Annotated in this window: 30 protein-coding genes and 1 pseudogene; 13 read left to right on the top strand and 18 right to left on the bottom strand. The window is 43.0% G+C overall.

Going from position 1 to position 22,716, the window contains the following annotated elements; all coding sequences use genetic code 11:
• Window positions 1-2: 2 nt before the first annotated feature.
• Genes QFZ73_RS13615 through mnhG form a run of 3 tightly spaced genes read left to right on the top strand, consistent with a single transcriptional unit; the run spans window position 3 to window position 1,085 of the window.
• A complete protein-coding gene (locus QFZ73_RS13615; RefSeq protein WP_251426517.1) occupies window positions 3-479 on the top strand; it encodes a Na+/H+ antiporter subunit E in 477 nt (158 codons plus the stop codon).
• 11 nt (window positions 480-490) lie between these two features.
• Window positions 491-763, top strand: coding sequence for a Na(+)/H(+) antiporter subunit F1 (locus QFZ73_RS13610; protein WP_370023645.1), 273 nt, complete (start codon window positions 491-493; stop codon window positions 761-763).
• Window positions 747-1,085: a monovalent cation/H(+) antiporter subunit G gene (gene mnhG, locus QFZ73_RS13605; RefSeq protein ID WP_063234064.1), complete on the top strand. Its 339-nt coding sequence runs from the start codon at window positions 747-749 to the stop codon at window positions 1,083-1,085. The genes QFZ73_RS13610 and mnhG overlap by 17 nt, the downstream gene beginning before the upstream one ends.
• Window positions 1,086-1,138: 53 nt before the next feature.
• Here the strand turns inward: mnhG and QFZ73_RS13600 are convergent, their stop codons facing one another.
• From QFZ73_RS13600 to QFZ73_RS13570, 7 genes are all read right to left on the bottom strand, one after another.
• A complete protein-coding gene (locus tag QFZ73_RS13600; protein ID WP_307266907.1) occupies window positions 1,139-1,858 on the bottom strand; it encodes an MOSC domain-containing protein in 720 nt (239 codons plus the stop codon).
• 98 nt (window positions 1,859-1,956) lie between these two features.
• Complete coding sequence (locus tag QFZ73_RS13595; RefSeq protein ID WP_251426521.1) at window positions 1,957-2,355, bottom strand: hotdog fold thioesterase; 399 nt, start codon at window positions 2,353-2,355, stop codon at window positions 1,957-1,959.
• 116 nt (window positions 2,356-2,471) lie between these two features.
• The gene (locus tag QFZ73_RS13590) at window positions 2,472-3,035 is read right to left on the bottom strand and encodes a 5' nucleotidase, NT5C type (protein WP_207438809.1); all 564 of its coding nucleotides are present in this window, start codon (window positions 3,033-3,035) and stop codon (window positions 2,472-2,474) included.
• A gap of 15 nt (window positions 3,036-3,050) precedes the next feature.
• On the bottom strand, window positions 3,051-3,692 hold the full coding sequence (locus QFZ73_RS13585) for an FAD-dependent monooxygenase (protein ID WP_307266900.1): 642 nt from the start codon (window positions 3,690-3,692) through the stop codon (window positions 3,051-3,053).
• 7 nt (window positions 3,693-3,699) lie between these two features.
• Window positions 3,700-4,149 carry an FAD-dependent monooxygenase gene (locus QFZ73_RS13580; RefSeq protein ID WP_307266897.1) on the bottom strand — a complete coding sequence of 150 codons (450 nt, stop codon included), beginning with the start codon at window positions 4,147-4,149 and terminating at the stop codon, window positions 3,700-3,702.
• A gap of 23 nt (window positions 4,150-4,172) precedes the next feature.
• A complete protein-coding gene (gene ribD / locus QFZ73_RS13575) occupies window positions 4,173-5,267 on the bottom strand; it encodes a bifunctional diaminohydroxyphosphoribosylaminopyrimidine deaminase/5-amino-6-(5-phosphoribosylamino)uracil reductase RibD (protein WP_307266893.1) in 1,095 nt (364 codons plus the stop codon).
• Between the two features lie 13 nt (window positions 5,268-5,280).
• A complete protein-coding gene (locus QFZ73_RS13570) occupies window positions 5,281-6,030 on the bottom strand; it encodes a GTP cyclohydrolase II (protein WP_307266889.1) in 750 nt (249 codons plus the stop codon).
• Between the two features lie 254 nt (window positions 6,031-6,284).
• On the opposite strand from QFZ73_RS13570, the gene QFZ73_RS13565 reads away from it, so the two are divergent.
• Window positions 6,285-6,680 carry a YuzC family spore coat inner layer protein gene (locus QFZ73_RS13565; RefSeq protein WP_251426530.1) on the top strand — a complete coding sequence of 132 codons (396 nt, stop codon included), beginning with the start codon at window positions 6,285-6,287 and terminating at the stop codon, window positions 6,678-6,680.
• Window positions 6,681-6,738: 58 nt separating this feature from the next.
• Here QFZ73_RS13565 and QFZ73_RS13560 read toward each other — a convergent pair whose 3' ends face one another.
• The gene (locus QFZ73_RS13560) at window positions 6,739-8,244 is read right to left on the bottom strand and encodes a leucyl aminopeptidase (RefSeq protein ID WP_307266881.1); all 1,506 of its coding nucleotides are present in this window, start codon (window positions 8,242-8,244) and stop codon (window positions 6,739-6,741) included.
• 270 nt (window positions 8,245-8,514) lie between these two features.
• On the opposite strand from QFZ73_RS13560, the gene QFZ73_RS13555 reads away from it, so the two are divergent.
• Complete coding sequence (locus tag QFZ73_RS13555; protein WP_034310222.1) at window positions 8,515-8,997, top strand: divergent PAP2 family protein; 483 nt, start codon at window positions 8,515-8,517, stop codon at window positions 8,995-8,997.
• 9 nt (window positions 8,998-9,006) lie between these two features.
• Window positions 9,007-9,795 carry a cobalamin-binding protein gene (locus QFZ73_RS13550; protein WP_307266871.1) on the top strand — a complete coding sequence of 263 codons (789 nt, stop codon included), beginning with the start codon at window positions 9,007-9,009 and terminating at the stop codon, window positions 9,793-9,795.
• 76 nt (window positions 9,796-9,871) lie between these two features.
• Here QFZ73_RS13550 and QFZ73_RS13545 read toward each other — a convergent pair whose 3' ends face one another.
• The 4 genes from QFZ73_RS13545 to QFZ73_RS13530 all read right to left on the bottom strand — a co-directional run bounded on the left by QFZ73_RS13545 (window position 9,872) and on the right by QFZ73_RS13530 (window position 13,038).
• A complete protein-coding gene (locus QFZ73_RS13545; protein WP_307266867.1) occupies window positions 9,872-10,564 on the bottom strand; it encodes a 3D domain-containing protein in 693 nt (230 codons plus the stop codon).
• A gap of 127 nt (window positions 10,565-10,691) precedes the next feature.
• On the bottom strand, window positions 10,692-11,009 hold the full coding sequence (locus QFZ73_RS13540) for a YuiB family protein (protein WP_063234052.1): 318 nt from the start codon (window positions 11,007-11,009) through the stop codon (window positions 10,692-10,694).
• A 107-nt stretch (window positions 11,010-11,116) separates the two neighbouring features.
• Entirely contained in the window at window positions 11,117-11,596 is a 480-nt protein-coding gene (locus QFZ73_RS13535; protein WP_251426537.1) for an NUDIX domain-containing protein, read from the bottom strand.
• Window positions 11,597-11,823: 227 nt separating this feature from the next.
• The gene (locus QFZ73_RS13530; RefSeq protein ID WP_251426539.1) at window positions 11,824-13,038 is read right to left on the bottom strand and encodes an NAD(P)/FAD-dependent oxidoreductase; all 1,215 of its coding nucleotides are present in this window, start codon (window positions 13,036-13,038) and stop codon (window positions 11,824-11,826) included.
• 476 nt (window positions 13,039-13,514) lie between these two features.
• On the opposite strand from QFZ73_RS13530, the gene QFZ73_RS13525 reads away from it, so the two are divergent.
• The 3 genes from QFZ73_RS13525 to QFZ73_RS13515 all read left to right on the top strand — a co-directional run bounded on the left by QFZ73_RS13525 (window position 13,515) and on the right by QFZ73_RS13515 (window position 15,300).
• Window positions 13,515-14,507: an NAD(P)/FAD-dependent oxidoreductase gene (locus tag QFZ73_RS13525; RefSeq protein WP_148358279.1), complete on the top strand. Its 993-nt coding sequence runs from the start codon at window positions 13,515-13,517 to the stop codon at window positions 14,505-14,507.
• Between the two features lie 319 nt (window positions 14,508-14,826).
• Window positions 14,827-15,012 carry an NAD(P)H-binding protein gene (locus QFZ73_RS13520; protein WP_307266859.1) on the top strand — a complete coding sequence of 62 codons (186 nt, stop codon included), beginning with the start codon at window positions 14,827-14,829 and terminating at the stop codon, window positions 15,010-15,012.
• A gap of 69 nt (window positions 15,013-15,081) precedes the next feature.
• Window positions 15,082-15,300: an NAD(P)H-binding protein gene (locus tag QFZ73_RS13515; protein ID WP_307272766.1), complete on the top strand. Its 219-nt coding sequence runs from the start codon at window positions 15,082-15,084 to the stop codon at window positions 15,298-15,300.
• Between the two features lie 74 nt (window positions 15,301-15,374).
• Here QFZ73_RS13515 and QFZ73_RS13510 read toward each other — a convergent pair whose 3' ends face one another.
• Window positions 15,375-15,737 (bottom strand): HesB/IscA family protein, encoded by a 363-nt coding sequence (locus tag QFZ73_RS13510; RefSeq protein ID WP_251426541.1) that lies wholly within the window; start codon window positions 15,735-15,737, stop codon window positions 15,375-15,377.
• Window positions 15,738-15,979: 242 nt separating this feature from the next.
• On the opposite strand from QFZ73_RS13510, the gene QFZ73_RS28930 reads away from it, so the two are divergent.
• Both QFZ73_RS28930 and QFZ73_RS28925 read left to right on the top strand, forming a co-directional pair.
• A complete protein-coding gene (locus QFZ73_RS28930) occupies window positions 15,980-16,297 on the top strand; it encodes a DUF2225 domain-containing protein (protein WP_373458932.1) in 318 nt (105 codons plus the stop codon).
• Window positions 16,180-16,700 (top strand): annotated as a pseudogene (locus QFZ73_RS28925) (DUF2225 domain-containing protein). The gene QFZ73_RS28930 and the pseudogene QFZ73_RS28925 overlap by 118 nt, the downstream one beginning before the upstream one ends.
• A 3-nt stretch (window positions 16,701-16,703) precedes the next feature.
• On the opposite strand, the gene QFZ73_RS13490 reads toward QFZ73_RS28925, so the two are convergent.
• The gene (locus QFZ73_RS13490; protein ID WP_063234046.1) at window positions 16,704-16,940 is read right to left on the bottom strand and encodes a YuzB family protein; all 237 of its coding nucleotides are present in this window, start codon (window positions 16,938-16,940) and stop codon (window positions 16,704-16,706) included.
• A gap of 287 nt (window positions 16,941-17,227) precedes the next feature.
• Between QFZ73_RS13490 and QFZ73_RS13485 the strand changes: the two genes are divergently transcribed.
• Window positions 17,228-18,295: an NAD(P)/FAD-dependent oxidoreductase gene (locus tag QFZ73_RS13485; protein ID WP_098371650.1), complete on the top strand. Its 1,068-nt coding sequence runs from the start codon at window positions 17,228-17,230 to the stop codon at window positions 18,293-18,295.
• 81 nt (window positions 18,296-18,376) lie between these two features.
• Here the strand turns inward: QFZ73_RS13485 and QFZ73_RS13480 are convergent, their stop codons facing one another.
• Window positions 18,377-18,706: a YuzD family protein gene (locus tag QFZ73_RS13480; RefSeq protein WP_251426544.1), complete on the bottom strand. Its 330-nt coding sequence runs from the start codon at window positions 18,704-18,706 to the stop codon at window positions 18,377-18,379.
• 166 nt (window positions 18,707-18,872) lie between these two features.
• Between QFZ73_RS13480 and QFZ73_RS13475 the strand changes: the two genes are divergently transcribed.
• Entirely contained in the window at window positions 18,873-19,109 is a 237-nt protein-coding gene (locus tag QFZ73_RS13475) for a NifU family protein (RefSeq protein WP_034310199.1), read from the top strand.
• A gap of 194 nt (window positions 19,110-19,303) precedes the next feature.
• Here QFZ73_RS13475 and thrB read toward each other — a convergent pair whose 3' ends face one another.
• The 3 genes from thrB to QFZ73_RS13460 are packed head-to-tail and all read right to left on the bottom strand — an operon-like array spanning window position 19,304 to window position 22,601.
• Entirely contained in the window at window positions 19,304-20,248 is a 945-nt protein-coding gene (gene thrB, locus QFZ73_RS13470) for a homoserine kinase (RefSeq protein WP_307266838.1), read from the bottom strand.
• Entirely contained in the window at window positions 20,245-21,306 is a 1,062-nt protein-coding gene (gene thrC, locus QFZ73_RS13465; protein WP_307266835.1) for a threonine synthase, read from the bottom strand. The genes thrB and thrC overlap by 4 nt, the downstream gene beginning before the upstream one ends.
• Window positions 21,303-22,601 carry a homoserine dehydrogenase gene (locus tag QFZ73_RS13460; protein WP_307266832.1) on the bottom strand — a complete coding sequence of 433 codons (1,299 nt, stop codon included), beginning with the start codon at window positions 22,599-22,601 and terminating at the stop codon, window positions 21,303-21,305. Before QFZ73_RS13460 ends, thrC begins: the two co-directional genes overlap by 4 nt.
• Window positions 22,602-22,716: the final 115 nt, after the last annotated feature.

Here is a 22,716-nt window from a genome sequence, read left to right as displayed (position 1 = left end):
TGATGTCATTCCAAATTTTACTGAATGTGTTCCTTGCGGTTATCTGGATGTTTTTAAAAAATGAGTTTAACGGGAGCACTTTTATCATCGGATATTTATTGGGGCTCGGCATCATGTTCGTCTTCCGTCATTTTTTCAATGATCGTTTTTACTTGAAAAGGGTGAATGCCGTCGTTCTATTGCTGCTCATATTCGCAAGGGAACTCATACTTTCCAACATTAGCGTCCTTAAGGCCGTGCTTAAACCGAGCCTGGATATGAGACCTGGCATATTCGCATTTGAAACCGTGCTGACTAAGGATTGGGAAATTACGATACTATCGAATTTGATTACACTGACACCAGGAACACTTGTCGTTGAAGTATCGGAAGATAATCGGATTCTTTATATCCACGCGATGGATATTGCCGACAAAGATGAGGCCGTGGACAGCATTAAAAATACATTTGAAAAGGCGATTATGGAGGTGAGCAAATAATGTTCGATCTAATGCTTAAAATCGCGTTGCTCGGTGTTTCGCTTTCCATGATTGGATTCTTATACCGTTTAATCAAAGGGCCTTCCGTACCGGATCGGGTCATCGCACTCGATGCGATGGGAATAAATCTTATCGCAATCGTTGCACTTGCCTCCATTGTCATGGATACAAGCGCATATCTGGAAGCCATTCTTCTGCTCGGAATCCTATCATTCATCGGAACGGTCGCTTTCGCCAAATTCCTTGAGAAAGGGGAGATAATCGAAGATGACCGCAATCGTTGAAATCCTATCCGCCCTATTCCTATTAATGGGGGTCTTTCTCTTTTTAGTCTCGGCTTTCGGCATCATCCGGCTGCCCGACGTCTATACAAGAAATCATGCTGCCTCAAAAAGCTCGACACTTGGGATCATGTTCATCCTGATCGGCACCTTGTTATATTTTTATTATAAACATAGCCATTTCGATTTCCGGGTCGTGCTCGCGATCATCTTTATCTTCATGACCAGCCCTGTTGCCGGACACTTAATCATTCGCTCGGCTTATCATACTGGCGTAAAAATGTGGGATCGGAGTGTCCAGGATGATTTAAAGAAAACCCGGTGATCCCTGCCATTGCAAAAGAGCTGCCCTGATTACAGGTGCAGCTCTTTTCTGTCTCAATCCTTTAAAAATACCTGGTCGCCCACTCTGATTTCACCTGTTTGCATGACCGAGGCATATACGCCAAAATGATTTTCCCTTTCCTTGACGACAGTTTTCAGGAGTGATGGATCTCTATGGGAATCGCTTGGATCGACAGTTATGATCATACAACGCTCACAATACCTTTTGATCTCCAATTCCACTTCATTTCCGATCAGAATCCTTTTTCCGAACCATTGCTCTTCTAAAAAGGGCGTTTTATCCACTAAGGATAGCACCAAATTTTGCCTGAATCTCCTGCCATCCAGTTCTTTTCCCCAAAGCTTTGTCAATTCTCCAATCGAGGCATCACTGACAAGCAGGATGTTTTCTTCTTCAATCGCACCTAAAGGAATATGTGCAGGGTGATAAACAACCGGTGCTGCCTCCTGTTTTAACAACCGTTCCATTTCATCCCGAAAGGCTTCCTCTCCCCAAGTCAGCACGTTTCCTGAAGGGGTCTTCACTTTGATTTCCGGATATTGGTCAAGGGTTTCCTCACCAGAAAAAGCAGCTTGATAACGGACCATTTCCGGGACTTGGGTTATCGTCAGGAACTTCCCATTTTTTCCTTTAAAGGCATGGCTGCGATCTCCATATAGTCCATAGTCCATCACCTTCGTTTTCTGAACCTGTTCACCAGTGAATGACTTTACAGGATGACGGGTGATTTCTTGTATATGACCCACCAGCATAAAAAAACCTCTTTTCATACAATAGTCTACTGCCATATTATACTTAAACCGGACACTGTAGAATCATTACGCCACTTTATTGCATTTGTTCTTTTGACTCACTTTGACTTTGGTAAGTCGATAATGGCCAATGTACAGCGCGAAATGCAGATAAGATGATCCTCTTCATCACGGATTTTCACGTCCCACACCATCGTCGTCTTCCCGCGATGGATGATGTTCCCTTCAGCGGTAACAAAACCGGAACGGACGCCCCTTACATGATTGGCATTGATTTCAAGGCCGACGACAGCTTGTTTTGTGCTATCTACCAGCTGCATTCCGCCAAAGCTTGCAACGGATTCCGCAAGGGCAACGGACGCCCCCCCATGCAATAAACCATACGGCTGCCTTGTTCGTTCATCCACCGGCATCGTCGCAATGACTTTCCCATCACCGACTTCTTTCATTTCTATCCCAAGCGTGCCTATCAATGACTTTTCAATATTTCTCTCCATCCCATTACCCCCAACTCTCATGTGTTTTTCACCAAAAAATGAACCACTATTCATAATAGTATACATAAAAAGGATGACCCAAGTCTATCAAGTCATCCATCATTATGTGAATTCGATTATTTGGAGAGGATTTCTTTTAATTCAAACCAGCTGGTCAGTCTTGGAATATCCAATTCCCTGTTATAGGAGTTATCCATTGCATACACTTTCGTTGGAATATCCAATAAGGTTTCCAGCACTGCCGGTTTATCATCAAAATAATAATCCAATTCCAATTTGCGGATCGTATCAATTTTTTCATGATCCTTCATCCCGCAGTAAAAATGGTCATCCTTAACCGGAAAGCCGTTTTCAATCAGCCATTTTTTCGTCCGTTCACCATGCTCCGCTTTTCTGGCTGTGATGTAATAGATTTCATGACCATCGCGTTCAAGCTCCTTCAGCGTTTCCACTGCGCCCTCGAAAGCTGGACAGGATGAATAATACACTTCATCGGCAAGGCTGTTCCACATCTTGCCCCCAGCCTCTTTATCAAGCCCGAAAGCTTCATGGATCTCCAACGTCTTTAAAGCTCTGAATTTCGTTAACTCTATGTTCGTATTAAGCTTTTCATTATAAAGATGGAACGCGAACTCCCTCAAGTTAATAAGGGTATCGTCAATATCAAAACCGAATTTCATACCTTTCACTCCTATTCAAACATAAGCGGCGGCAAACTGTGATGCAAAGGAAATTTCCTTGTCCACCTGAATGGCCTGTAATCTTTCAATCTCGGCTTTTCTTTTTGGCTCAGCCATCTTAAGTCCAAGGAAGCCAGTATCCTCCTGCAGGATGCATCCAGAAATAAGCTCGGCCAATATATCGGCATCCTTCATGGCACAATTGAGTCCGAACGCACCTGTAGGCGTCATCGTATGGGCTGCATCACCCAATAAAGCAACGCCATTCCTTGTCCACGTTTCACAATAGCTGCTGTAAACATCCAATAAAATGAAGTCCTGCCAAGAACGGATATTTTCACACACAACCTTTTTTAATTCAGGAAAGGCAAAAAGCAAATCTTCAATGAACGGATCAAAATGCTGTTTTCGCAATTGGGGAAATGAACCATGTTCTATATTCCAGCCAATTTGGATGAAACCTCCAGCCTGAGTGAAGAGGGCAACCTGTGAGCCATTGACCAATGCCATCTTGATCGAAGGCTCCCACCCCTCAGGAGCAGGAATTTTTGCCCACAGTAAATCATAGCCATGTTCTTTAATCACGGCCGGTATTCCCGCTTTTTTTCGAACGATGGAAAATCTGCCGTCCGCTCCGATTATCAATGAACTTTGCACTTCCAGGTCATCTCCGCCATTTTGAGCCTTGACACCTGTAAACCGGCCCCATGTCATTCTGTATCAAGTCCGTAACCCTCGTATTCATCATCAATTGAAAAGAGTCCAGCTTTTCGGCTTCATGCAATATAGCTGTAAGCAGATGATTTTGAGGGACATGTATCCCAACATGATCGACAGGCCATTCTGGGAGTATCCTTTTAAATATGTGGCCCTCATGCCAATATTCAATTTGTTCCATCCTTAGCAAGCCAAGTCTTTCCACACTCTCGAATAAACCGTGCCTTTTAAGAATGCCCTCTCCTTCATCGTTCAAGAACTCGCCCCTGAACTCTCTTGAAACCTCAGGATGCCTTTCAAGCAATACGACTGAAATGTCCTGCTTGGCCAATAGGTAAGCAAGCAGGGCTCCTCCAGGTCCTGATCCGACTATGCATACATCTGATTTAACCACCATGCCTCTTCACCTGTTGTCTATTATTATTTAGGATAAGCCGTGATGCGCATGTCCTCACCAAACGTTTCCACGCCAGAGAAGGAAACATCCATCGCTTCATCCATCGTATCCACATCCATTCCAGTATACGGTGTTAGTGAGTTTCTCCCGCCCAATAGTTTAGGAGCTACATAAATCAAGTATTTATCGATGAGCCCTTCCCTAAGGAAAGAGGCATTCACTTCGCTTCCGCCTTCCAGCAAGACATCCGTAATCCCCTTTTTATACAGCTCTTCCATCAAATCCCTTAGATTCAGTCCTGTCTCGTTTTTGGGGACGAAAATGAATTCGATCCCTTTTTCACGTAAAATGCCCAATTTATCAGCAGATGCATTTTCCTGCGTTACGATCAAGGTTTTCGCATCTGTTACTTGTACAACATTGGCATCCAAGGGAACACGTAATTCACTGTCTAAAATGATCCGGATCGGATTTTTCCCTCCGCCCTCCGGAAGTCTGGTCGTCAGTGATGGATCATCGGCCAATACAGTCCCGATACCAACAAGAATGGCATCCACCTCATCACGCAGCAAATGAACGGAATGACGTGATTCTTCTCCTGTTATCCATTTTGAATGGCCCGTGTGGGTAGCAAGTTTTCCATCGAGCGTCATCGCATACTTCGATATGACAAATGGACGATTCGTCAGCATATTGTGAATAAAACGCTCATTCAGCCTTTGAGCTTCCTTTTCCAGGACGCCAACTTCCACTTCAATGCCCGCATCCTTTAGGATCGATATCCCTCTGCCGGCTACTTCCGGATTCGGATCTTGAGTAGCCACCACAACTCGCCGGACACCCGATTCTTTCACCAAATTGGCACAAGGAGGTGTCTTTCCATAATGGGAACAGGGCTCAAGAGTCACATATAGCGTTGCACCTTCTGCATACTCACCCGCCATTTTGAAAGCATGCACTTCCGCATGCGGTTCACCTGCTTTACGGTGGATTCCTGTCCCGGCTATCACGCCGTCTTTGACTATGACTGCCCCGACCACTGGATTCGGATTCGTCTTTCCTTTAGCACTGGCCGCCAGATCCAGTGCCAGCTTCATGTAATATTGATCATCATTCATACTATAGCTCTCCTTATACAATCAAAGTTGGCTTCTTTTGGGGAATATGTCCAGACTTCTTAACCTTTGTATCCAGATAGAAACTATTATCTTCCGTCAAACCGCCCCAAAGCGGAATATGGTCCTTTGCAGCCAGTCCATGCTTCATTAGGGCGTCCAGCTTTTTGGGGTTGTTCGTGATTAAAGTCACCGGATCCTCGCGCAGTTCCCTCAACACTCGAATGGCTCCCTCGTAAGATCGCGTATCATCTTCGAATCCTAAAGCCTCATTCGCCTCGACCGTGTCATAACCTTCCTGCTGAAGCAAATAGGCAAGAGATTTGGAAAACAAGCCGATTCCTCTTCCTTCATGGTCCGCAAGGTAAAAAATGGCCCCGCACCCATGCTCGGCTATCATCTTCATCGATTGGTGGAGCTGGTAGCCGCAATCACAGCGTTTACTTCCGAAGATATCACCTGTGTGACAGATGCTATGCATCCGGACAAGTGCATCCTCCGACTTTTTAAAATCACCGTACACCAATACGGAGGATTGCTGTCCAAAAGCGAGGTTGGCTTCCGAAAGCGAATCAAGCACCGCTTCCTTGTCATTATCCGCGCCGTCAAGCTGAAGCCATGTATACCATTGGAAAACCGTTGAGAAATCTCCTTGTTCAACAGGCAGGTTCACAGGCCCCACAAGGCATATATCAGCTTTTCCCGGGGTTTTGATGATATTCATTTTATCTATTAAAAGGTTTTTTGTTTCCTGGGTTATTTTCATGTTAACATCACCTATTTTATAATTTATAGTGTGCCTTCTCCTTACTTTAGGTAAGTAAGTATATTACTATACACTATACCTGTCAATGAAGCAGTTTACAAATAATAGTGTGTCTTTGATCGTAATTTTCAAGAAGTTTTTTCGCAAAAGCAAGTCATTCACAAACCGCTATCATATCGGCTGGCCTTTATACATATTTTAACGTATAACGAAAACGTGTCTATAGACAGACTTAAGGAAAGGAAGGTAACCTTTTGGAGGATTTCCCTTATTTTTTATATGACCCTATCCTATTTCCGCCTCACGCCGGGGCAATGAATAGGAATCGGGAACGGGAAGGAACATTGCGTCCCTACTCGGCAACCAATCCAGATCTGCTAGTTAAATCGGCAAAGACATCACAATCTTTAATGCTTGATGTAAAAAAAGTCATGGATACTTTAGCCACATCCAAGCCCTTCTCGAACCGGTTGATGACTGCTGCCCAAGCATCGAAAATGAGTGTCGTTATCGATATGATCCGAAAGATAGGAATTAAGAACGAACCTGATATCACGTATAACCCCGATGGGATCCGTTTTGATTTCTATCCTAAATCAGAGGAAGAGAATTGTCATATCATCGTCAGCTTGAAATGGAGGGATGTATAACGTCCAACACCTTTTTGGTAAAAAAACCGAAGCCTTTTTTCGGCTTCGGATATTGGGTTCATCTCGTTTTCGTTTCAAAGGTTTCAACCAATAGTGCAAGCGTTCGTGCCATGGCACCGGTAGCCCCCGCCGTGCACAATTCGGAGCTGCTCGAGGTTGTGGATGTTCCGGCAATATCCAGATGGACCCACGGAGTGTCTTCGGCAAATTCGCCGATGAAGGCCCCGCCCATGATCGCATGCCCTGCCCCTCCAGGTGAATTATTCAAATCCGCTATTTTACTATTGCGTACCCGCTCTTTATCCTTTTCGGTAATCGGCAATCTCCAAATGGGCTCCCCGGCCTCCTCTGAAGCTTTGACCACTTGTTCATAGAATTCCGTGTCATTTGTCATTGCACCCGTCATATCCATGCCCAGCGCCGTTATGACACCACCCGTTAAAGTGGCAACGTCAATAAGATAATCAGCACCATGATGTTTAGCGTAAGTCATGGCATCCGCCAAAACCAGCCGGCCTTCCGCATCCGTATTCAATACCTCTATCGTCTTGCCGCTCATGGCAGTGATCACATCATCCGGTTTGAATGCATCACCGCTGATCATGTTATCAGTGGAAGGAATGACAGCCACGACATTTTGATCCGGTCCTAATTCGCCGATAATTTCCATTGCACCTAAAACAGCTGCCGCACCGCCCATATCCGTCTTCATTCCAACGATTCCAGCCTTCGTTTTCAAGGAGTATCCACCCGTATCGAATGTGATGCCTTTACCGACCAACCCGATAACATCCTTCCATTCATCCTTACCTTGATACTTCAGGACGATCATTTTCGGAGGCTCGACCGAACCTTTATTGACAGCAAGGAGTGCGCCCATTCCCAACTTGAGCATATCTTCCTTCTCGAGGATCTCCACTTCAAAACCATAACGTTCGCCCAAGGCAGATGAATAATCCGCCAAATCCGTGGAAGTCAACAAATTGCCTGGTGTGTTGACCAATGTTCTGGCTGAGTTCGTCGCCCTTCCGAAGACTCTCCCTACATGAAGCGCGGCACCGACTTCTTCTTGGTCATATTCACTGTAAACCGTAATCGATTCAAGGCTTTTTTCGACCTGGTTCGATTTTTGCTTATATCCGTCAAATTTATAGGAAGCAAGTTCGAAAGCCTCGGAACAAGCATGCGCTGCGTCCAATGCATCCAGATTTTCAGTCGTGAATGTATCCAAAGCGATCGAAAGTGTCGTAATCTTGGATTCTTTAATCGTCTTACGAGCTTTTCCCAACGCTTCGCGGAGCGTTTCAAAGGATAGCTCCTTTTCCTTGCCCAACCCTACAAAAATCAATCTCTTTATGCTTAATTTACCTAATGTATGTATTTTGACCACTGATTTTTTCTTGGAAGAGATTTCTCCCGCTTTCACTAACTCCGTTAGCTGGCCGTCCAATCGTTCGTCCGCTTGTTTCCCTATGCCTGTGAATTTTACGGGTCTGTCAAATACGCCTAGAATCAGGCATTCGTCAATCAAATCTATATTCAAGGAATCTTTTACTGTAAACATTCTGCTACCTCCTCCATTCGATTACATTCATTATAACTAAATCTTCAAAAATTTTCGAATAAGGGCCGCGAAAATAATAATAACAAGGGATATTGTTTAGAATGAGTGACTTTAGAGTAATAGTATAAGAAAGATCATATTTATACTTATACCAGCAGGTAATAGACAGGACTGAATGGAACTAATAATAAGGGCCTTATTCCAAGCAGGATGTATTTACCCATATAAGGATTTCATCTTTACTTATAACTAGAAAGAAGGCTGATACTCTTGGAATTATTACTCAACTTCCCTTTAATCGCAGCATTGATTGCCATTTTCTTTGCACAATTCATTAAAGTGCCCATCCACTTCATAGCATTTCGTAAAGTGAACTGGTCACTCATTAACTCCACAGGCGGTATGCCAAGCTCCCACTCTGCGGCCGTGTCAGCCCTAACCGTGGCTGTAGGGATCGAAACCGGGATGGATTCCCCTGTATTTGCCGTTGCCGCGATCTTTGCAATCATCACGATGTTCGATGCAACAGGAGTGAGACGGCAGGCAGGAGAACAGGCAGCCGTCTTGAACCAGCTCGTTACCGACTTCAATACATTTGTCGAGCAAGCAAAGAACTGGCAGAAAAAAGCAGATAAACAGAAACAGCAACAATTAAAGGAACTGTTGGGCCATAAGCCAATCGAGGTATTTTTCGGAGCCTTGACCGGAGTATTCATTGCGCTGGCACTTCACTTTTTCATCTTTCAAGGGTAGGTGTTCAATTTGAAAATAATCTCTCTTTGCCCCAGCAATACGGAACTTTGCACATATCTAGGGGTTGAAGATCAGCTGATCGCCATCGATGACTACTCTGATTGGCCTGAAACCATACAGCACCTTCCTAAGGTGGGGCCCGACTTATCGATTGATATCGATCATGTAGAATCACTAAAACCCGATTTGGTGCTGGCTTCACTGAGTGTACCAGGCATGGAAAAAAACATTGAAGGGTTAAAAGGACGGAACATCCCTCATATCATCTTCAACCCGCAATCACTTGAAGATATCGCAAAAGATTTACTGACCTTGGGCGAGGCCGTGAATCTTAAGGAAAAAGCAGAGGAACAGGCTGCCCAATTCCGTAATGCCATCCTTCAATATAAACACGTCGCCGACAAAATCGAAACAAAGCCGTCCCTGTATTGGGAATGGTGGCCTAATCCCTTATTCAGCCCAGGGGGAGTCAATTGGTTATCCGAGATCAGCACACTTGCGGGAGGATATAACCTTTTCGAAGATGTCGACATGGCAAGCATACAAGTCACTTCCGAAGAGGTCCAAAAAAAGGATCCCGACCATATTTGCTTAGCTTGGGTCGGTGTCCCTTTACGAAAAGTAAACCCAGAACTGGTCAAGAAACGGAAAGGGTGGACCGATATGAAGGCAGTCCTGAATAACAATATACACATCATGGAAGAACCTTTATTCTGCCGGCCTTCCCCGCGTTTACTGGATGGACTGTCCAAATTGGCAAAGACTCTGCATCCTGAAGCCTACAAAAGCATGGCCTAAGGGTGTCCCAAATGAACATGACATCAAAAAGGCTGCCTCAATCGAGGCAGCCTTTCACTTTCCTTTTTGCCCATCATTAAAAAGCAAAGGAAGCTACATTCGCATTCAATGTTTTCTCAGCGATTTTCGGCTTGAATACTTGCCTGATCTTGGTTTCATTCAGCTTGCTTAACTGTTCTTCAGATAACTCGCCGCTCCCTTTTTGCACAACATATACTTCAAGGGTTTTCTTTCCCCAGTTCTCGTATACATCTTGTACCGTTTCGTAGTATAGGTCCAGGTGGTTTCCTTTGATCGCACCACCCTTGTCCGCTACAACCCCATATCCATAGCCCGGAATCCAAAGGATGGTTCCGAGAGGGAATACGGCAAGATCGGCGGCAATGGTGGAAAACAGATCCCGTTTCACCTTCACCCCTGAATAAGTGATTCCATAGGATGGGCTTTCCGGGTACTTTCCGGTTGATTCATAACCTGCTGTATATCCTGTAGCCAAAACTTCATGCTTCGGGTATTTCGAGAGCTCGATTGCCTCCGCTATCGTCGTTGGACCATTGCTCGTGGATGCCGATGCCATTAGCGTTGCCACTTGACCTCCACTATGGATGGCTTTATATTCGAGACCAAGCATTCGATGTCGTCTCATTTCCTCTTCAAAAGGATGATCTTCAGGCACGGCCCCAAAAACATGATTTAAGGTTGAATCGATGGCCAAGATAAATAATATGATAATAGCAACCCTCAAAAATAATGCCTTTACAATCTTCATATGTATTAGTTACACTCCTCTCACAAGGATATTTGTTCCCTTTCCAGAGTGAAAGTATTCATAAAGCATGAAAAGATCCAATTTTTCTTACAAAAAAAGGACCGTCCATAAATGACGGTCCTCCATTTCAAAACATTTGATATCCTTTATTCCTTAGAATCCTGATGACCACACCAGCTAAAACCGCACCAAGCAGCCCGCTTGATAAAATGATGATGTCTGCCGTATGCAAGGATGTAAGGTTCGTTCCAAGATTAGAAAAAGAGATTCCCGGATTTCTAAAATATTCTATAAGCTTTGTTTCATTGACAATGATGATGAAGACGATTGGAAATAAGATGACCATGATCCACGAAGAACGAAAGAGCATATTCAGCAAAAAGCCAATTCCGAAAAACAATATGAAAAATAAGAGTATTGAGATAATTAAAACAGGCAATGGCATGTTATTCTTGACCCTCCTTAAAAGCGACACCTTTAGTTTACTGAAAAAATAATTGCTGCGTCAACGCCTTATTCCAAATAATACCGAAGAAAAGATAATTACCCAAATCACATGAATAATTTATATGATGTATATCCAAATTGATCTCCTGGGTTCAACCCATCAAGCATCGTCTGCATTCTTTCCTTTTTAAAAGCTAAAAGCTGTTCCAATAGTAATGATTGCTTCCCCTCCTGCATGAGTAAATCAGGGTCATAAAATTTAGCTTCATATAATTCATCCAATTGAGCGGTTACTTCAAAACTGATCGGTTTAAGTAAAAATATCACCATATTATCACTTATATCCCCTTTGATGACTCCGCTTCTCACTCCTACAATGCCTTCGATTTCTGTATGAATACCCGTCTCCTCCAACACTTCCCTTACGACAGCTTCATCGACGGTTTCATCATTTTTGACAAAACCTGCCGGAAGCGACCATTGCCCTTTCAATCCGCCATACCTTTTGTTCACGACCAGCCACTCACCTTTATTAGATATCACAAGGCCGGACACTGCCAGCCAAACATTTTTGCATCGTTCCACAAAACCCACTTCCCCTAAATTCATTATAATTTGTGTAAACTCCAACCAGCAGAAAAACATAAGATGATGCCAAAGATAACTTCCTTGATTAAGCTTAGTATCCCCATTATATTCCACATGAGAAAAGTGCATACTCCTCTATGACACACTCATTGATGGATGAGATGCCAATGAAAAAGCCATTCAGGGACAACCCCCAAATGGCCATTATTGATCTATCGAAAAAATTAAAGGACGTTGAATTTACCTTTTTTAGCAACAAGGGAAGCTCCGCCAATCATTAACAATGCTCTGTTATCAACCATTTTCTTCATGAATGATGCAGTCTTACCTGTAACTTTCTTGCCGAATACAACACCAATCGCGTTGTCTTCACCAAGTGAACATACCGTTCCTTTGTTTTCGAAAGTGAACGTTTCAAGGTCGCTTTCGTTACGAACCAATTTAGTCAGGTTCTTCGCAATGACCTCTCCTTGCTGCATCGCGATTTGTGCAGTAGGTGGATATGGACGATTAATTTCCTCGTTGATGATCAAAGCGCAATCCCCTACGATGAAAATATCGTCATGACCCGGTGCCCGCATGTCCAGGTTCACTTTTATACGTCCGCGCATAGCCTCAAAACCGGAAGCCTCTATCACGGAGTTACCACGTACGCCAGCTGCCCATACAACGGTGCCCGCTTTGATTTCTTCCACTTCATCTTCGCCTTTTGCCACGATGATGCCTTCAGGAGTCGCCCCCTTGATCGGTGTACCGATTTTGAATTCCACACCTTTTTTCTCAAGGTAAGATACTGCATAATCCACCAATTCCGGATCAAAGCCAGGGAGGACGGCTGGTGCTGCCTCTACACAGTACATACGAACCTTTTGGAAATCGATGTCGTATTCTTTACAAAGTTCAGGGACACGGTTAGCCAATTCGCCAAGGAATTCGATACCCGTAAATCCTGCTCCTCCAACAACGATCGTCAAGCGGTCTTCATTCTTCTCGGCCTCAGTACTGTACGTAGCGAATTGCAATTGGATATGGTCACGGATTTTACGTGCAGTGTTCACATTAGAGATAGAGAAAGCATATTCTTTCAGCCCTTGGATTCCGAATGTTTCCGATTCAGGTCCAAGGCCAATCACTAAGTAATCATAAGAAATTTCGCCGTTTTCAAGGATGACTTTTTTGTTCGCTGTTTTCACTTCCAAAACAGAATCCTGGATGAATTTAACTTTGCTGTTAATAACACTTTTGATTGGATAGCGCACACGATCATGATGAAGCGTTCCAGCGGATGCTTCATGCAGCCATGTTGTTTCATAGTGGTAATCATTTTTGTTAACTAATACGATTTCTGCTTCATTTTGACCTAATGCCTTCTGTAAGCGTGTAACAGTCATCAATCCACCATAACCTGCTCCTAAAACAACGATTGTTGGCTTTTTCAAAAGTATTCGTCCACCTTTACGATATTTTCTTTTGATGCTTTCCATAACTAAAATATATTGTCTATCTTATTAATTTCCATTATAAAAAGCACTCTTATACATTTGTGACATATTTCACGTAACACTTCATAATTGTCATTAAAAATTCATAAAAATTTTACCAAATGATGTCTAAGTAAATATTAGTCTTTTTCCATACCTTTTTCAAGTAACAAACCGAACTTTTTCGGGTTAAAAACAAAGCCGGAAAACGTTACTTTTCATCCAGTTCCGAATCATATTTATACGATATGATTAACATTGGTAAAGAGTAATTTTACCCACTTATGAAAAAGGATAAAGAACATTCATCATGCAACCGCCCATATATAGTCAAAACTTTCTCACTTTTCTAACTTTCTCCGTTTTTTAAAAGATCATCTATGTTAAAATAAGAGAATAAATTTCAGCAAACCTAGTATATCGGAGGGATAACGTTGGAAGTTAATGAAAAAGTTTATGATATTACCATCATTGGCGGAGGCCCAGTTGGATTATTCACTGCATTTTATGGGGGAATGAGACAGGCATCCGTAAAAATCATCGAAAGCCTACCACAATTAGGCGGACAATTGTCGGCCCTTTACCCTGAGAAATACATCTATGATATCGCTGGTTTCCCCAAGGTGCGAGCTCAGGAGCTAGTGAATAATTTGAAAGAACAAATGGCAAAGTTCGAACAGGATGTTGTCCTTGAGCAAGCCGTTCAAGAAGTGGAAAAGCAAGCCGATGGAGTTTTCAAGTTAACGACTGATAAAGAAATCCATTACTCCAAAACGATTATCATCACAGCTGGAAATGGGGCTTTCCAACCCCGCCGCATCGAAATTGAAGATGCAAAAAAATATGAAAGCTGCAACCTTCACTATTTCATCGACGACCTCAATCATTTTGCCGGCAAAAAAGTGGTGGTCTTCGGAGGTGGGGATTCAGCAGTGGACTGGGCCCTGATGCTGGAGCCGATCGCCGAGAAAGTGAGCATCATTCACAGAAGAGATAAATTCCGTGCCCACGAACATAGTGTAGAAACACTTAAAAATTCAAAAGTTGAAATAAAGACTCCTTACATACCTTCAGAGTTGATTGGTACAGACGGACGGATCCATACAATTGTCATCAAGGATACAAATGGTGAAGATACAGAGACGATGGAGGTGGATGCAGTCATCGTCAATTACGGCTTCGTTTCTTCTCTTGGTCCCATCAAGGAATGGGGACTTGATATCCAAAAGAACAGTATTTTGGTGAATTCCAGAATGGAAACGAATATCCCTGGAATTTACGCAGCAGGTGATATTGCAACATATGATGGCAAAGTAAAATTAATTGCAAGTGGTTTTGGTGAGGCACCCACTGCCGTCAATCACGCCAAACAATATATTGACCCAAAAGCAAAAGTTCAGCCGATGCACAGTTCTTCCATGTTTTAAAATCACGCAAAAACCCGGCTTTCATAGCCGGGTTTTTTGTTGTCCCCAATTCCATGCTGTGGATAACTTTTTTACATAAGTTATCCACAGTGCTTACCCCTGTCATTCTAAGGGTAAAGAGCAGGAGAAGCCATGAAAGGGGAATGACCTATATGAATATTTTAATTGCAGGGCCAATGGAACGACCGGAAAGCAGATCATTGGGGATTTATCAAAAAATCCGTAAATGAATGTATACGGAATGATCCGGAAAGAGGAACAGGCTTAAACGATAAAAGAACTCGGCGGACATCCAATCCTTGCAGATTTAGAGGGAAATGTGGATAAAGCAGTGGATAACATGGAGGCAATCATTTTTGCCGCCGGATCTGGACCGAAAACAGGGCCGGATAAAACGACAGCTGTGGATAAGAATGGAGCCATTAAACTGGTTGATGCCGCCAAGAAGAAGGGTATCGAACGTTTTGTCATGTTAAGTTCTGCCGGTTCTGATAATCCGGAATAATCCCAAGAAGGAAAGCGCCATTATCTCGAAGCAAAGCATGATGCCGATGAACATTTAAAAGCAAGCGGGCTGACTTACACGATTGTCCGGCCGGTTGCTTTGACAAATGAACAAGCCAGCGGAAAAATCTTTGCGGATGAGAAGGTGTTTCATACTGATAAGTCCATTCCAAGAGCCGATGTCGCCGCCGTTCTTGCCCAATCAGTCACAGAGGAAATAACCTTCAATAAAACATTTAAGATTTTCAGCGGCACCCTCCCAATAAAGGAGTCCCTGAACAATATTTAAGCAGGCAGCCAAATAAGCATGAAAAAGGGGGGCACTTGTTAAAGTGCCCCCCTTTTCCAAAGTATTAGAGTTTCTTAGCAGTTCTCCGGCGTACCGGCGTTTTTTGCCGTTTTGAAAGAAGACCCGCAACCGCATGAAGCGATGGCATTTGGGTTTTCGATCGTAAAGCCTCCACCCATCATCGTTTGTTTATAATCAATTACCGTTCCATTCAATATATCTGCATCCTCGCCATCAACAAGGATCTTAATTTCAAACTGTTCCAGCTGGCTATCTTTTTCTCCGGGCTCTTGTTCAAAACCCATTCCGTAGGATAATCCACTGCAGCCTCCGCCTTTAACGGCCACTCTTAAAAAGGAACCCTCTTCACCATTTTGTTTCATCATTTCTTTTATCTGAAAAGCGGCAGCTTCCGTTATTTGAACAACTTCACTCACAATAAACCCCTCCTTCTTCTGATATGTGAGATAGAACTATTTCTCTTTATAGTATATACCAAAGAAAATCCCACGCTCAATTTTCCAGCTTGAAAAATTCATATTCCCGTACCTATTTTACCAACAAAAATTAGTTTACATTAAGAGATATAGGTATAACGGATTGATCTATTGGACCCAATCCTAAATTACAATAAGGAGGAAATCTTCATCGAAGGTATACATCCTCTATATACAAAAGCATGGAATGCCTTTCATGCAAACAAAAATCAACCACTAAAAAGGTACGGGCGCGTTTTGTAAAAGCAGCTAAATATGATACGGACTTTTGCTCCGTTTATGCTAATACAGCCGTTAACGCACTTTACTATAATATTTTTGTTTGCCCTCACTGCGGCTTTTCTTATTCCGGGGATTTCTCCCGGTACTTCCCCCTACTACGATGGAAATCATTATGGAAAAAGTCAGCTCCCAGTGGATTCCCCATCATTTTAGCAAGGAGAGATCCATTAAAGACGCGATCAATACATACAAGCTGGCGAGTTATTGCGGAGCTTTAAAAAAGGAAAAGCATATAATCCTTGCTGGAATCCGTTTACGGATAGCCTGGTTATATAGAATCAACCAAACCAAGGAACAAGAAGAAAGATTATGAAGTTCGCCCTAAAGGAATATGAAGCATCCCATTCAACAGGGGACTTCAGAGGAACCCAGGTATCCGAAGCCAGAATCACTTATCTCGCTGGCAACATCTCAAGAAGGATAGGAAATGAAAAGGCAGCCATCAAGTATTTTTCATTAGTGTTCGAAAGACAAAAAATGCCCGGGAAGCCTCCATCATCCAGATGCCCAGGGTCCGCTTTCATGAACTCAAGCAGAAACATGAAACATCCCACCCATTGCTGCTGCACTGATAATAAAAAGGGCTGTTCCTTCAGGAACAGCTATTTTATTTCACGTTGATGATTAAAACATTTCAAATTCATCAATGTACTTATATATTTTATCTACCAATTCATCCGTAGTGTCACCAAAAACCACTTCACCGTTTACAAGCGCATATAAGTTACTGGAGCATCTACCGCAATATCCCAGACAACCATATTCTATGATATCTAAATTCGGATCCCGCTCCAATCTTTCCAGGGCCTCCTGAGCGCCGCTGGCCAGATTGCTTACACAAAATTCAATAATCGGGTACATCGTTTCACCTCACAGTTACTAACAAACCATCTTATTACTTTTCCCAATTGCAGTCAATATTTACGCATAAAAAATCAGCCGATTTCAAGATATCGGTTGTGATTTCCTTTTATATTCGTTATACTTTTGTCGGGGTACGTAAAAGAAAAAAATGATCTAATTTTTTATTCTTACTACTAATTGGGGTATATATATTTAATTAAACTTTAAAGGGGACCATTTGGGGGAATCCTATAGTTAAATGCTAGTCAAATTTTTTCAAGAGATTAAATAAAGGGGAAAATCATATGAAGAATCTAGTCATACTTGGTGGCGGGTATGGTGGTATGCGCATGTTGCAAAGATTGCTGCCTAATCAGCTTCCTGAAAATGTGAGCATCACGCTTATCGACCGTAATCCTTATCACTGCTTAAAAACGGAATATTATGCTTTAGCAGCAGGTACCATTCCAGATCAGCACATCCGTGTTGCATTTCCTGAACACCCTCGCTTGAAGAACGTATACGGAGAAGTACTTTCCATCGATATGGAAAATAAACAAGTCATTATAGAAAATCAAGATCCTGTCGTTTATGATGATTTAGTCATTGGCCTTGGCTGCGAAGATAAATACCACGATATTCCTGGTGCAGACACACACACTTACAGTATCCAAACTATTGATAAATCACGCAGCACATATTCAGCTTTGAATAATTTAGGTGCCGGTGCAACCGTTTCTATCGTTGGCGGCGGACTGAGTGGTGTTGAGCTTGCAAGTGAATTGATTGAAAGCCGTTCAGATTTAAACGTTAAGCTATTCGACCGCGGACCGCATATTCTATCTGCTTTCCCAGAAAGATTAAGTACCTTTGTTGAATCATGGTTCGATAAACATACAATCGAAATCGTCCATCATTCAAATATAACGAAAGTTGAGCCAAACCTTCTTTATAATGGCGACGAAGCCGTTCAAAGCGACGTCATCGTATGGACAGCTGGAATTCAGCCAAGTAAGATCATCCGCGATATGGATATTGAAAAAGACCGTCAAGGAAGAGCTGTTCTGACTCCTCAGCATTTCCTTCCTAATGATGACAGCATCTTTGTGGTCGGCGACTGTGCGAGCCTGCCCCATGCACCTAGTGCTCAATTAGCGGAGTCCCAAGCTGAGCAAATCGTCCAAGTTCTTGTAAAGAAATGGGCAAATGAACCACTACCGGAAAGCTTCCCTACAATGAAATTAAAAGGAACATTAGGTTCCCTTGGGAAGAAACAAGGTTTTGGTCTTGTTGCTAATCGCCCAATCACCGGTAGAGTGGCACGCCTGATGAAATCAGGCATTCTCTGGATGTATAAATACCATAACGGTTGATTGCTACATTTCATAAACTGGCCCAATGAGCTGCATGTAGCTCATTCATGGGTCAGTTTTTCTTACTTCTTCCATTATATATCACACTTGCATCGTATATCCGTATTTTTCCATCGTTTCCACCACTTTTTTGAGACGCACATTTCCTTCTGCAATGATTTCACCTTCGATGAGGACCAGTGGATAAAATAAATCTTCTTCGATCATCTTCGCGGAAAAGTTCTTTTGCTTCAGCGTTTCTGGGGGATTATACATATCTATATAGGATATTTTGAATTTCTGCTCAGGAAACTTTCTCGTTAAAGCGGCTTCAAGCCACTCACAGGTATCTTTTGAAGAGGGGAGATTCACACAACTCGCGCAAATTTGCTCCGCTCCATACACTTCAATCTCAATTTCTTTCATTACCATACTCTTCCTCCTTCATTTTAGTATATTTGCTTCATTTTGAATAATGTTTAAAAACTTCACCTGTTTCCATCATACCAGAATAATATAGATTATATTTCCGCAAAGTTACAGTTGGATTTTTTACTACCTTCGCTTTATAATATGATTAGGAAAGGAGTCGATTGCAATGTCTGAACAAACAATGGAAGTTCAAGTTCAAGAAGTCCTAGATAAGCTTCGTCCGTTTCTTCTTCGTGATGGCGGTGACTGTGAACTAGTTGACGTAGAAGATGGAATTGTAAAATTACGATTACTAGGAGCCTGCGGAAGCTGTCCTAGTTCGACCATTACGCTAAAAGCTGGGATTGAGCGTGCCCTTCTTGAAGAAGTCCCTGGTGTAGTGGAAGTTGAACAAGTTTTCTAATAGCCCCTTAAATAACATGCAGCGTATGGATGAAGGATCACTTCATCTATACACGTTCAACCTTTTTCATGCAGTCCGGAACTTTTCCTGAACTGTAATAAAAATAAAGCTGACTCGGCTTTTGCCCTATCAAATGAATTGATACGGCTTGACGCGGGTCAGCTTTTTTATATGGACAGTAAATGAAGTGCGGCTCACGATTTCAAAAATTTCAATTCCTTTTTTTCCTGTTCTGAAAGGATTGCCGTATAACTGCCATCATTATCTATTTCCAATTCTTTCACAAGATATTCCGGAAATTCCCTCTTCAATCCAGTGAGCAAACTTTCGCTTTCTTCTGCGGATGCCAAGCATAATACAGTTGGACCTGCTCCGCTTAGGGCTGCACCAAATCCGCCTTCATTGAGGACAACTTCCTCAATAAGCGCTAAATGAGGGACCAACTCCGCTCTATATGGTTGATGGAAACGATCACTTTGCATCATTTCACCGACAAGCTTCCAATCTTTAGATAGAACTCCTGCCAGCAAAACATTTGCGGCTGCACTTCCGCTTATAGCATCTTTATAAGAAAGCGAATTCGGAAGGACATTTCTTGAATCCTCGGTAAGCAATTCAAAATCGGGAATGACAGCAATCACCTTAACTCCCTCGATCGGAAACGACACGACATCCGTTCTTTCCTCCGTATGAAGGCCCACAACCAATCCACCATACACAGAAGCCCCCGCATTATCCGGATGCCCTTCAAAGAGGGAAGCATGCCTATTCTTCTCCTCATCGGATAAATGAAGTTCACCAACGATGTTCGCCAATTCAATCCCCGCCACAATGGCAGAGGCACTGCTTCCAAGACCCCGTGCCAGTGGAATTTCGCTAGAGACGAAAAGCCGGCATGGGGAAAGTTCCTTTCCATAGGAAGCCGCCGTTTCCTTGGCAATTTGGACGATATAGTTACGGTCATCCCTTGGAAAACCAGACATTTCCTCTGAAAGTGGAACGACTTCCCAATGATCTGATGTAGATCCGTGTATTTCCAAGTAAAGTCCTAGCGCCAAGCCGATGGAATCGAATCCTGGTCCTAAGTTGGCCGTACTTGCTGGTACACGGATCAAGAACATCTCTGATTCCGCACTCATGCCTGTTTCATACCCTGCAGATGTTCTAAAATGACTTCTTCATCCATTGGCAGCAATGTCGGTTGAATCGTGCTTGTATCGACTGCCACATTCGGATCTTTCAAACCATTTCCAGTCAATACAGCAACAATCTTACTTCCTTTTTTGATTTCACCGCTTTTTAATTGTTTATAGATGCCTGCAATGGAAGCACATGATGCCGGCTCTGCAAATACCCCTTCTTTTTTAGCAAGGAAATGATAGGCTTCCAGAATTTCTTCGTCTGTCACCTCATCAATTTTGCCTTTGGATTCATTTGCTGCTTCCACAGCAAAGTTCCAACTGGCAGGATTTCCTATCCGGATGGCCGTTGCAATCGTTTCTGGATTTTCAATAATGCTATCCCGGACAATTGCAGCCGCACCTTCAGCTTCGAACCCTCTCATTTCAGGAAGGCCCGTTTGTTTCGATTCGTTATATTCTTTAAACCCTTTCCAGTAAGCAGTTATATTACCCGCATTCCCGACTGGAAGCGCCAAAATATCCGGTGCGGAGCCGAGAGCATCAACAATTTCGAAAGCCGCTGTCTTCTGCCCTTCAATCCGGTATGGGTTGACCGAATTCACAAGAGTTATCGGTGAGCTCTCACTAAGTGAACGGACGATTTTTAAAGCCTGGTCGAAGTTCCCTTCGATCGAGATGATTTCCGCTCCATACATAACGGCTTGGGCAAGCTTGCCCATGGCTATTTTACCTTCCGGGATGACAACGATACAGCGCAGGTTGGCACGGGCCGCATAAGCGGCTGCAGCTGCTGATGTATTCCCAGTGGAAGCACAGATGATCGTGTCGCTGCCCTCTTCTATCGCTTTGGCGACGGCCATGACCATTCCGCGGTCTTTAAACGATCCAGTTGGATTTGCCCCTTCATATTTTACATGTAAGTCGATTCCCCACTCTTCGGATAATCGATTCAGTCTGATTAAAGGTGTATTACCCTCCAAAAGGGTTAGTGCGGGTGTGTTTTCATTTACGGGTAAAAAATCTTTATACGTGCTTATAAGTCCTTGCCAGCTCATTTGATGTCCTCTCCTTCAACTCTGTATGTGCTCTTCACTTCTCTTACCATATTGTAATCATGTAATTTCTGTATTATTTGCTCAAATGCAGCCTTTGTGGCAGTATGCGTAACTAATACGATTTCGGAAGATTCCTTTTCATCCAGAGGCAATTGAAGGATTTTATCGAATCCTACCCCATGCTCGGCAAATAAATTCGTGATTTTGGCTAAAACGCCAACTTCATCTTGAACATGTAATCGAATGAAGAACTTAGCGAAAATCTCAGTGGCATCTTTTAATTGTTTCGGGTACTGAGGTGAAACGGCACTGCGGCCATTTACGCCCAGCCTCATATTCTTGATGACCGTCACCATATCCGAAACGACTGCAGTCGCAGTAGGAAGACTGCCAGCCCCCGGTCCGTAAAACATCGTTTCCCCTACGGCTTCCCCATAAACGTATACAGCATTATACTCATTATTTACCGATGCTAACGGATGTGCTTCCGGAAGAAGTGCAGGCTGGACACTTACTTCGACCCTATCCCCTGCCCTGGATGCGACGCCGATCAATTTCATTGTATAACCAAGCTTCTTACTATATCTCAAATCCTCTTCGGATATCTCGGTAATGCCCTGTACCTCAACATCATTCAAGCCAATGTTCATTGAGAACCCGAGTGTTGATAGGATCGCCATTTTACGTGCCGCATCCAATCCGCCTACATCGGCTGTCGGATCGGCTTCAGCAAATCCCAGCTCCTGAGCTTCCTTCAATACGTCATCATAAGCTCTGCCTTCCTTGCTCATTTTCGTTAAAATGAAGTTTGTCGTTCCATTGACGATTCCCATCATTTTCGTGATGCGGTCAGAGGATAATCCATCAACAAGACCGCGTAAAATCGGAATTCCCCCTGCAACACTTGCTTCATAGAATAAATCACATTGATTCTCGGTGGCCAATTCCAGCAGTTCCGGTCCATATAAAGCCATTAGGTCTTTATTGGCCGTAACGATATGCTTTTTATTTTTGATCGCTTCTATCAGATAACCGCGTGTTTCTTCGATTCCACCCATCACTTCTATTACAACATCAATCTCGGGATTCGAAAGGATATCCTCAGGATTGTCAGTTAACACTCCTTTATCGACCTCGACAAGCCGCTCCTTCGTCGTGTCTTTGACTAGTATCTTCTTAATGGATATGGAACAGCCCACTTGATGCATGAGCTTGTCCTGATGACTTTCAATGATTTGTACGACTCCTGATCCGACTGTACCTAACCCCAATAAACCGATCGAGATGGCTTTCATATTTTGGTTCCCCCTTAAAAACTGTTTGCCTGAAGAAAACATTTGTATTTGTATAGTAGACATTATAAGTTTAATTCATATAATTATCAATAGTTAGAAAAGATTGATGCACGAA

It is taken from the genome of Peribacillus sp. V2I11 (assembly GCF_030817135.1).
Lineage (GTDB): Bacteria > Bacillota > Bacilli > Bacillales > DSM-1321 > Peribacillus > Peribacillus simplex.
This window is presented reverse-complemented; position numbering and strand designations above follow the sequence as displayed.

Bases quoted from the DNA above. Each gene is read 5' to 3' on its own strand.
- QFZ73_RS13540 (WP_063234052.1), bottom strand. From the start codon at position 11,009: ATGCCATTGCCTGTTTTAATTATCTCAATACTCTTATTTTTCATATTG.
- thrB (WP_307266838.1), bottom strand. From the start codon at position 20,248: ATGAGTGCGGAATCAGAGATGTTCTTGATCCGTGTACCAGCAAGTACG.
- thrC (WP_307266835.1), bottom strand. From the start codon at position 21,306: ATGAGCTGGCAAGGACTTATAAGCACGTATAAAGATTTTTTACCCGTA.
- QFZ73_RS13595 (WP_251426521.1), bottom strand. From the start codon at position 2,355: ATGGAGAGAAATATTGAAAAGTCATTGATAGGCACGCTTGGGATAGAA.
- QFZ73_RS13600 (WP_307266907.1), bottom strand. From the start codon at position 1,858: ATGCTGGTGGGTCATATACAAGAAATCACCCGTCATCCTGTAAAGTCA.
- QFZ73_RS13485 (WP_098371650.1), top strand. From the start codon at position 17,228: ATGAAGAATCTAGTCATACTTGGTGGCGGGTATGGTGGTATGCGCATG.
- mnhG (WP_063234064.1), top strand. From the start codon at position 747: ATGACCGCAATCGTTGAAATCCTATCCGCCCTATTCCTATTAATGGGG.
- QFZ73_RS13475 (WP_034310199.1), top strand. From the start codon at position 18,873: ATGTCTGAACAAACAATGGAAGTTCAAGTTCAAGAAGTCCTAGATAAG.
- QFZ73_RS13590 (WP_207438809.1), bottom strand. From the start codon at position 3,035: ATGAAATTCGGTTTTGATATTGACGATACCCTTATTAACTTGAGGGAG.
- QFZ73_RS13610 (WP_370023645.1), top strand. From the start codon at position 491: ATGCTTAAAATCGCGTTGCTCGGTGTTTCGCTTTCCATGATTGGATTC.
- QFZ73_RS28930 (WP_373458932.1), top strand. From the start codon at position 15,980: ATGGAATGCCTTTCATGCAAACAAAAATCAACCACTAAAAAGGTACGG.
- QFZ73_RS13580 (WP_307266897.1), bottom strand. From the start codon at position 4,149: ATGGTGGTTAAATCAGATGTATGCATAGTCGGATCAGGACCTGGAGGA.
- ribD (WP_307266893.1), bottom strand. From the start codon at position 5,267: ATGAATGATGATCAATATTACATGAAGCTGGCACTGGATCTGGCGGCC.
- QFZ73_RS13490 (WP_063234046.1), bottom strand. From the start codon at position 16,940: ATGTACCCGATTATTGAATTTTGTGTAAGCAATCTGGCCAGCGGCGCT.
- QFZ73_RS13570 (WP_307266889.1), bottom strand. From the start codon at position 6,030: ATGAAAATAACCCAGGAAACAAAAAACCTTTTAATAGATAAAATGAAT.
- QFZ73_RS13480 (WP_251426544.1), bottom strand. From the start codon at position 18,706: ATGGTAATGAAAGAAATTGAGATTGAAGTGTATGGAGCGGAGCAAATT.
- QFZ73_RS13460 (WP_307266832.1), bottom strand. From the start codon at position 22,601: ATGAAAGCCATCTCGATCGGTTTATTGGGGTTAGGTACAGTCGGATCA.
- QFZ73_RS13615 (WP_251426517.1), top strand. From the start codon at position 3: ATGTCATTCCAAATTTTACTGAATGTGTTCCTTGCGGTTATCTGGATG.
- QFZ73_RS13545 (WP_307266867.1), bottom strand. From the start codon at position 10,564: ATGAAGATTGTAAAGGCATTATTTTTGAGGGTTGCTATTATCATATTA.
- QFZ73_RS13560 (WP_307266881.1), bottom strand. From the start codon at position 8,244: ATGTTTACAGTAAAAGATTCCTTGAATATAGATTTGATTGACGAATGC.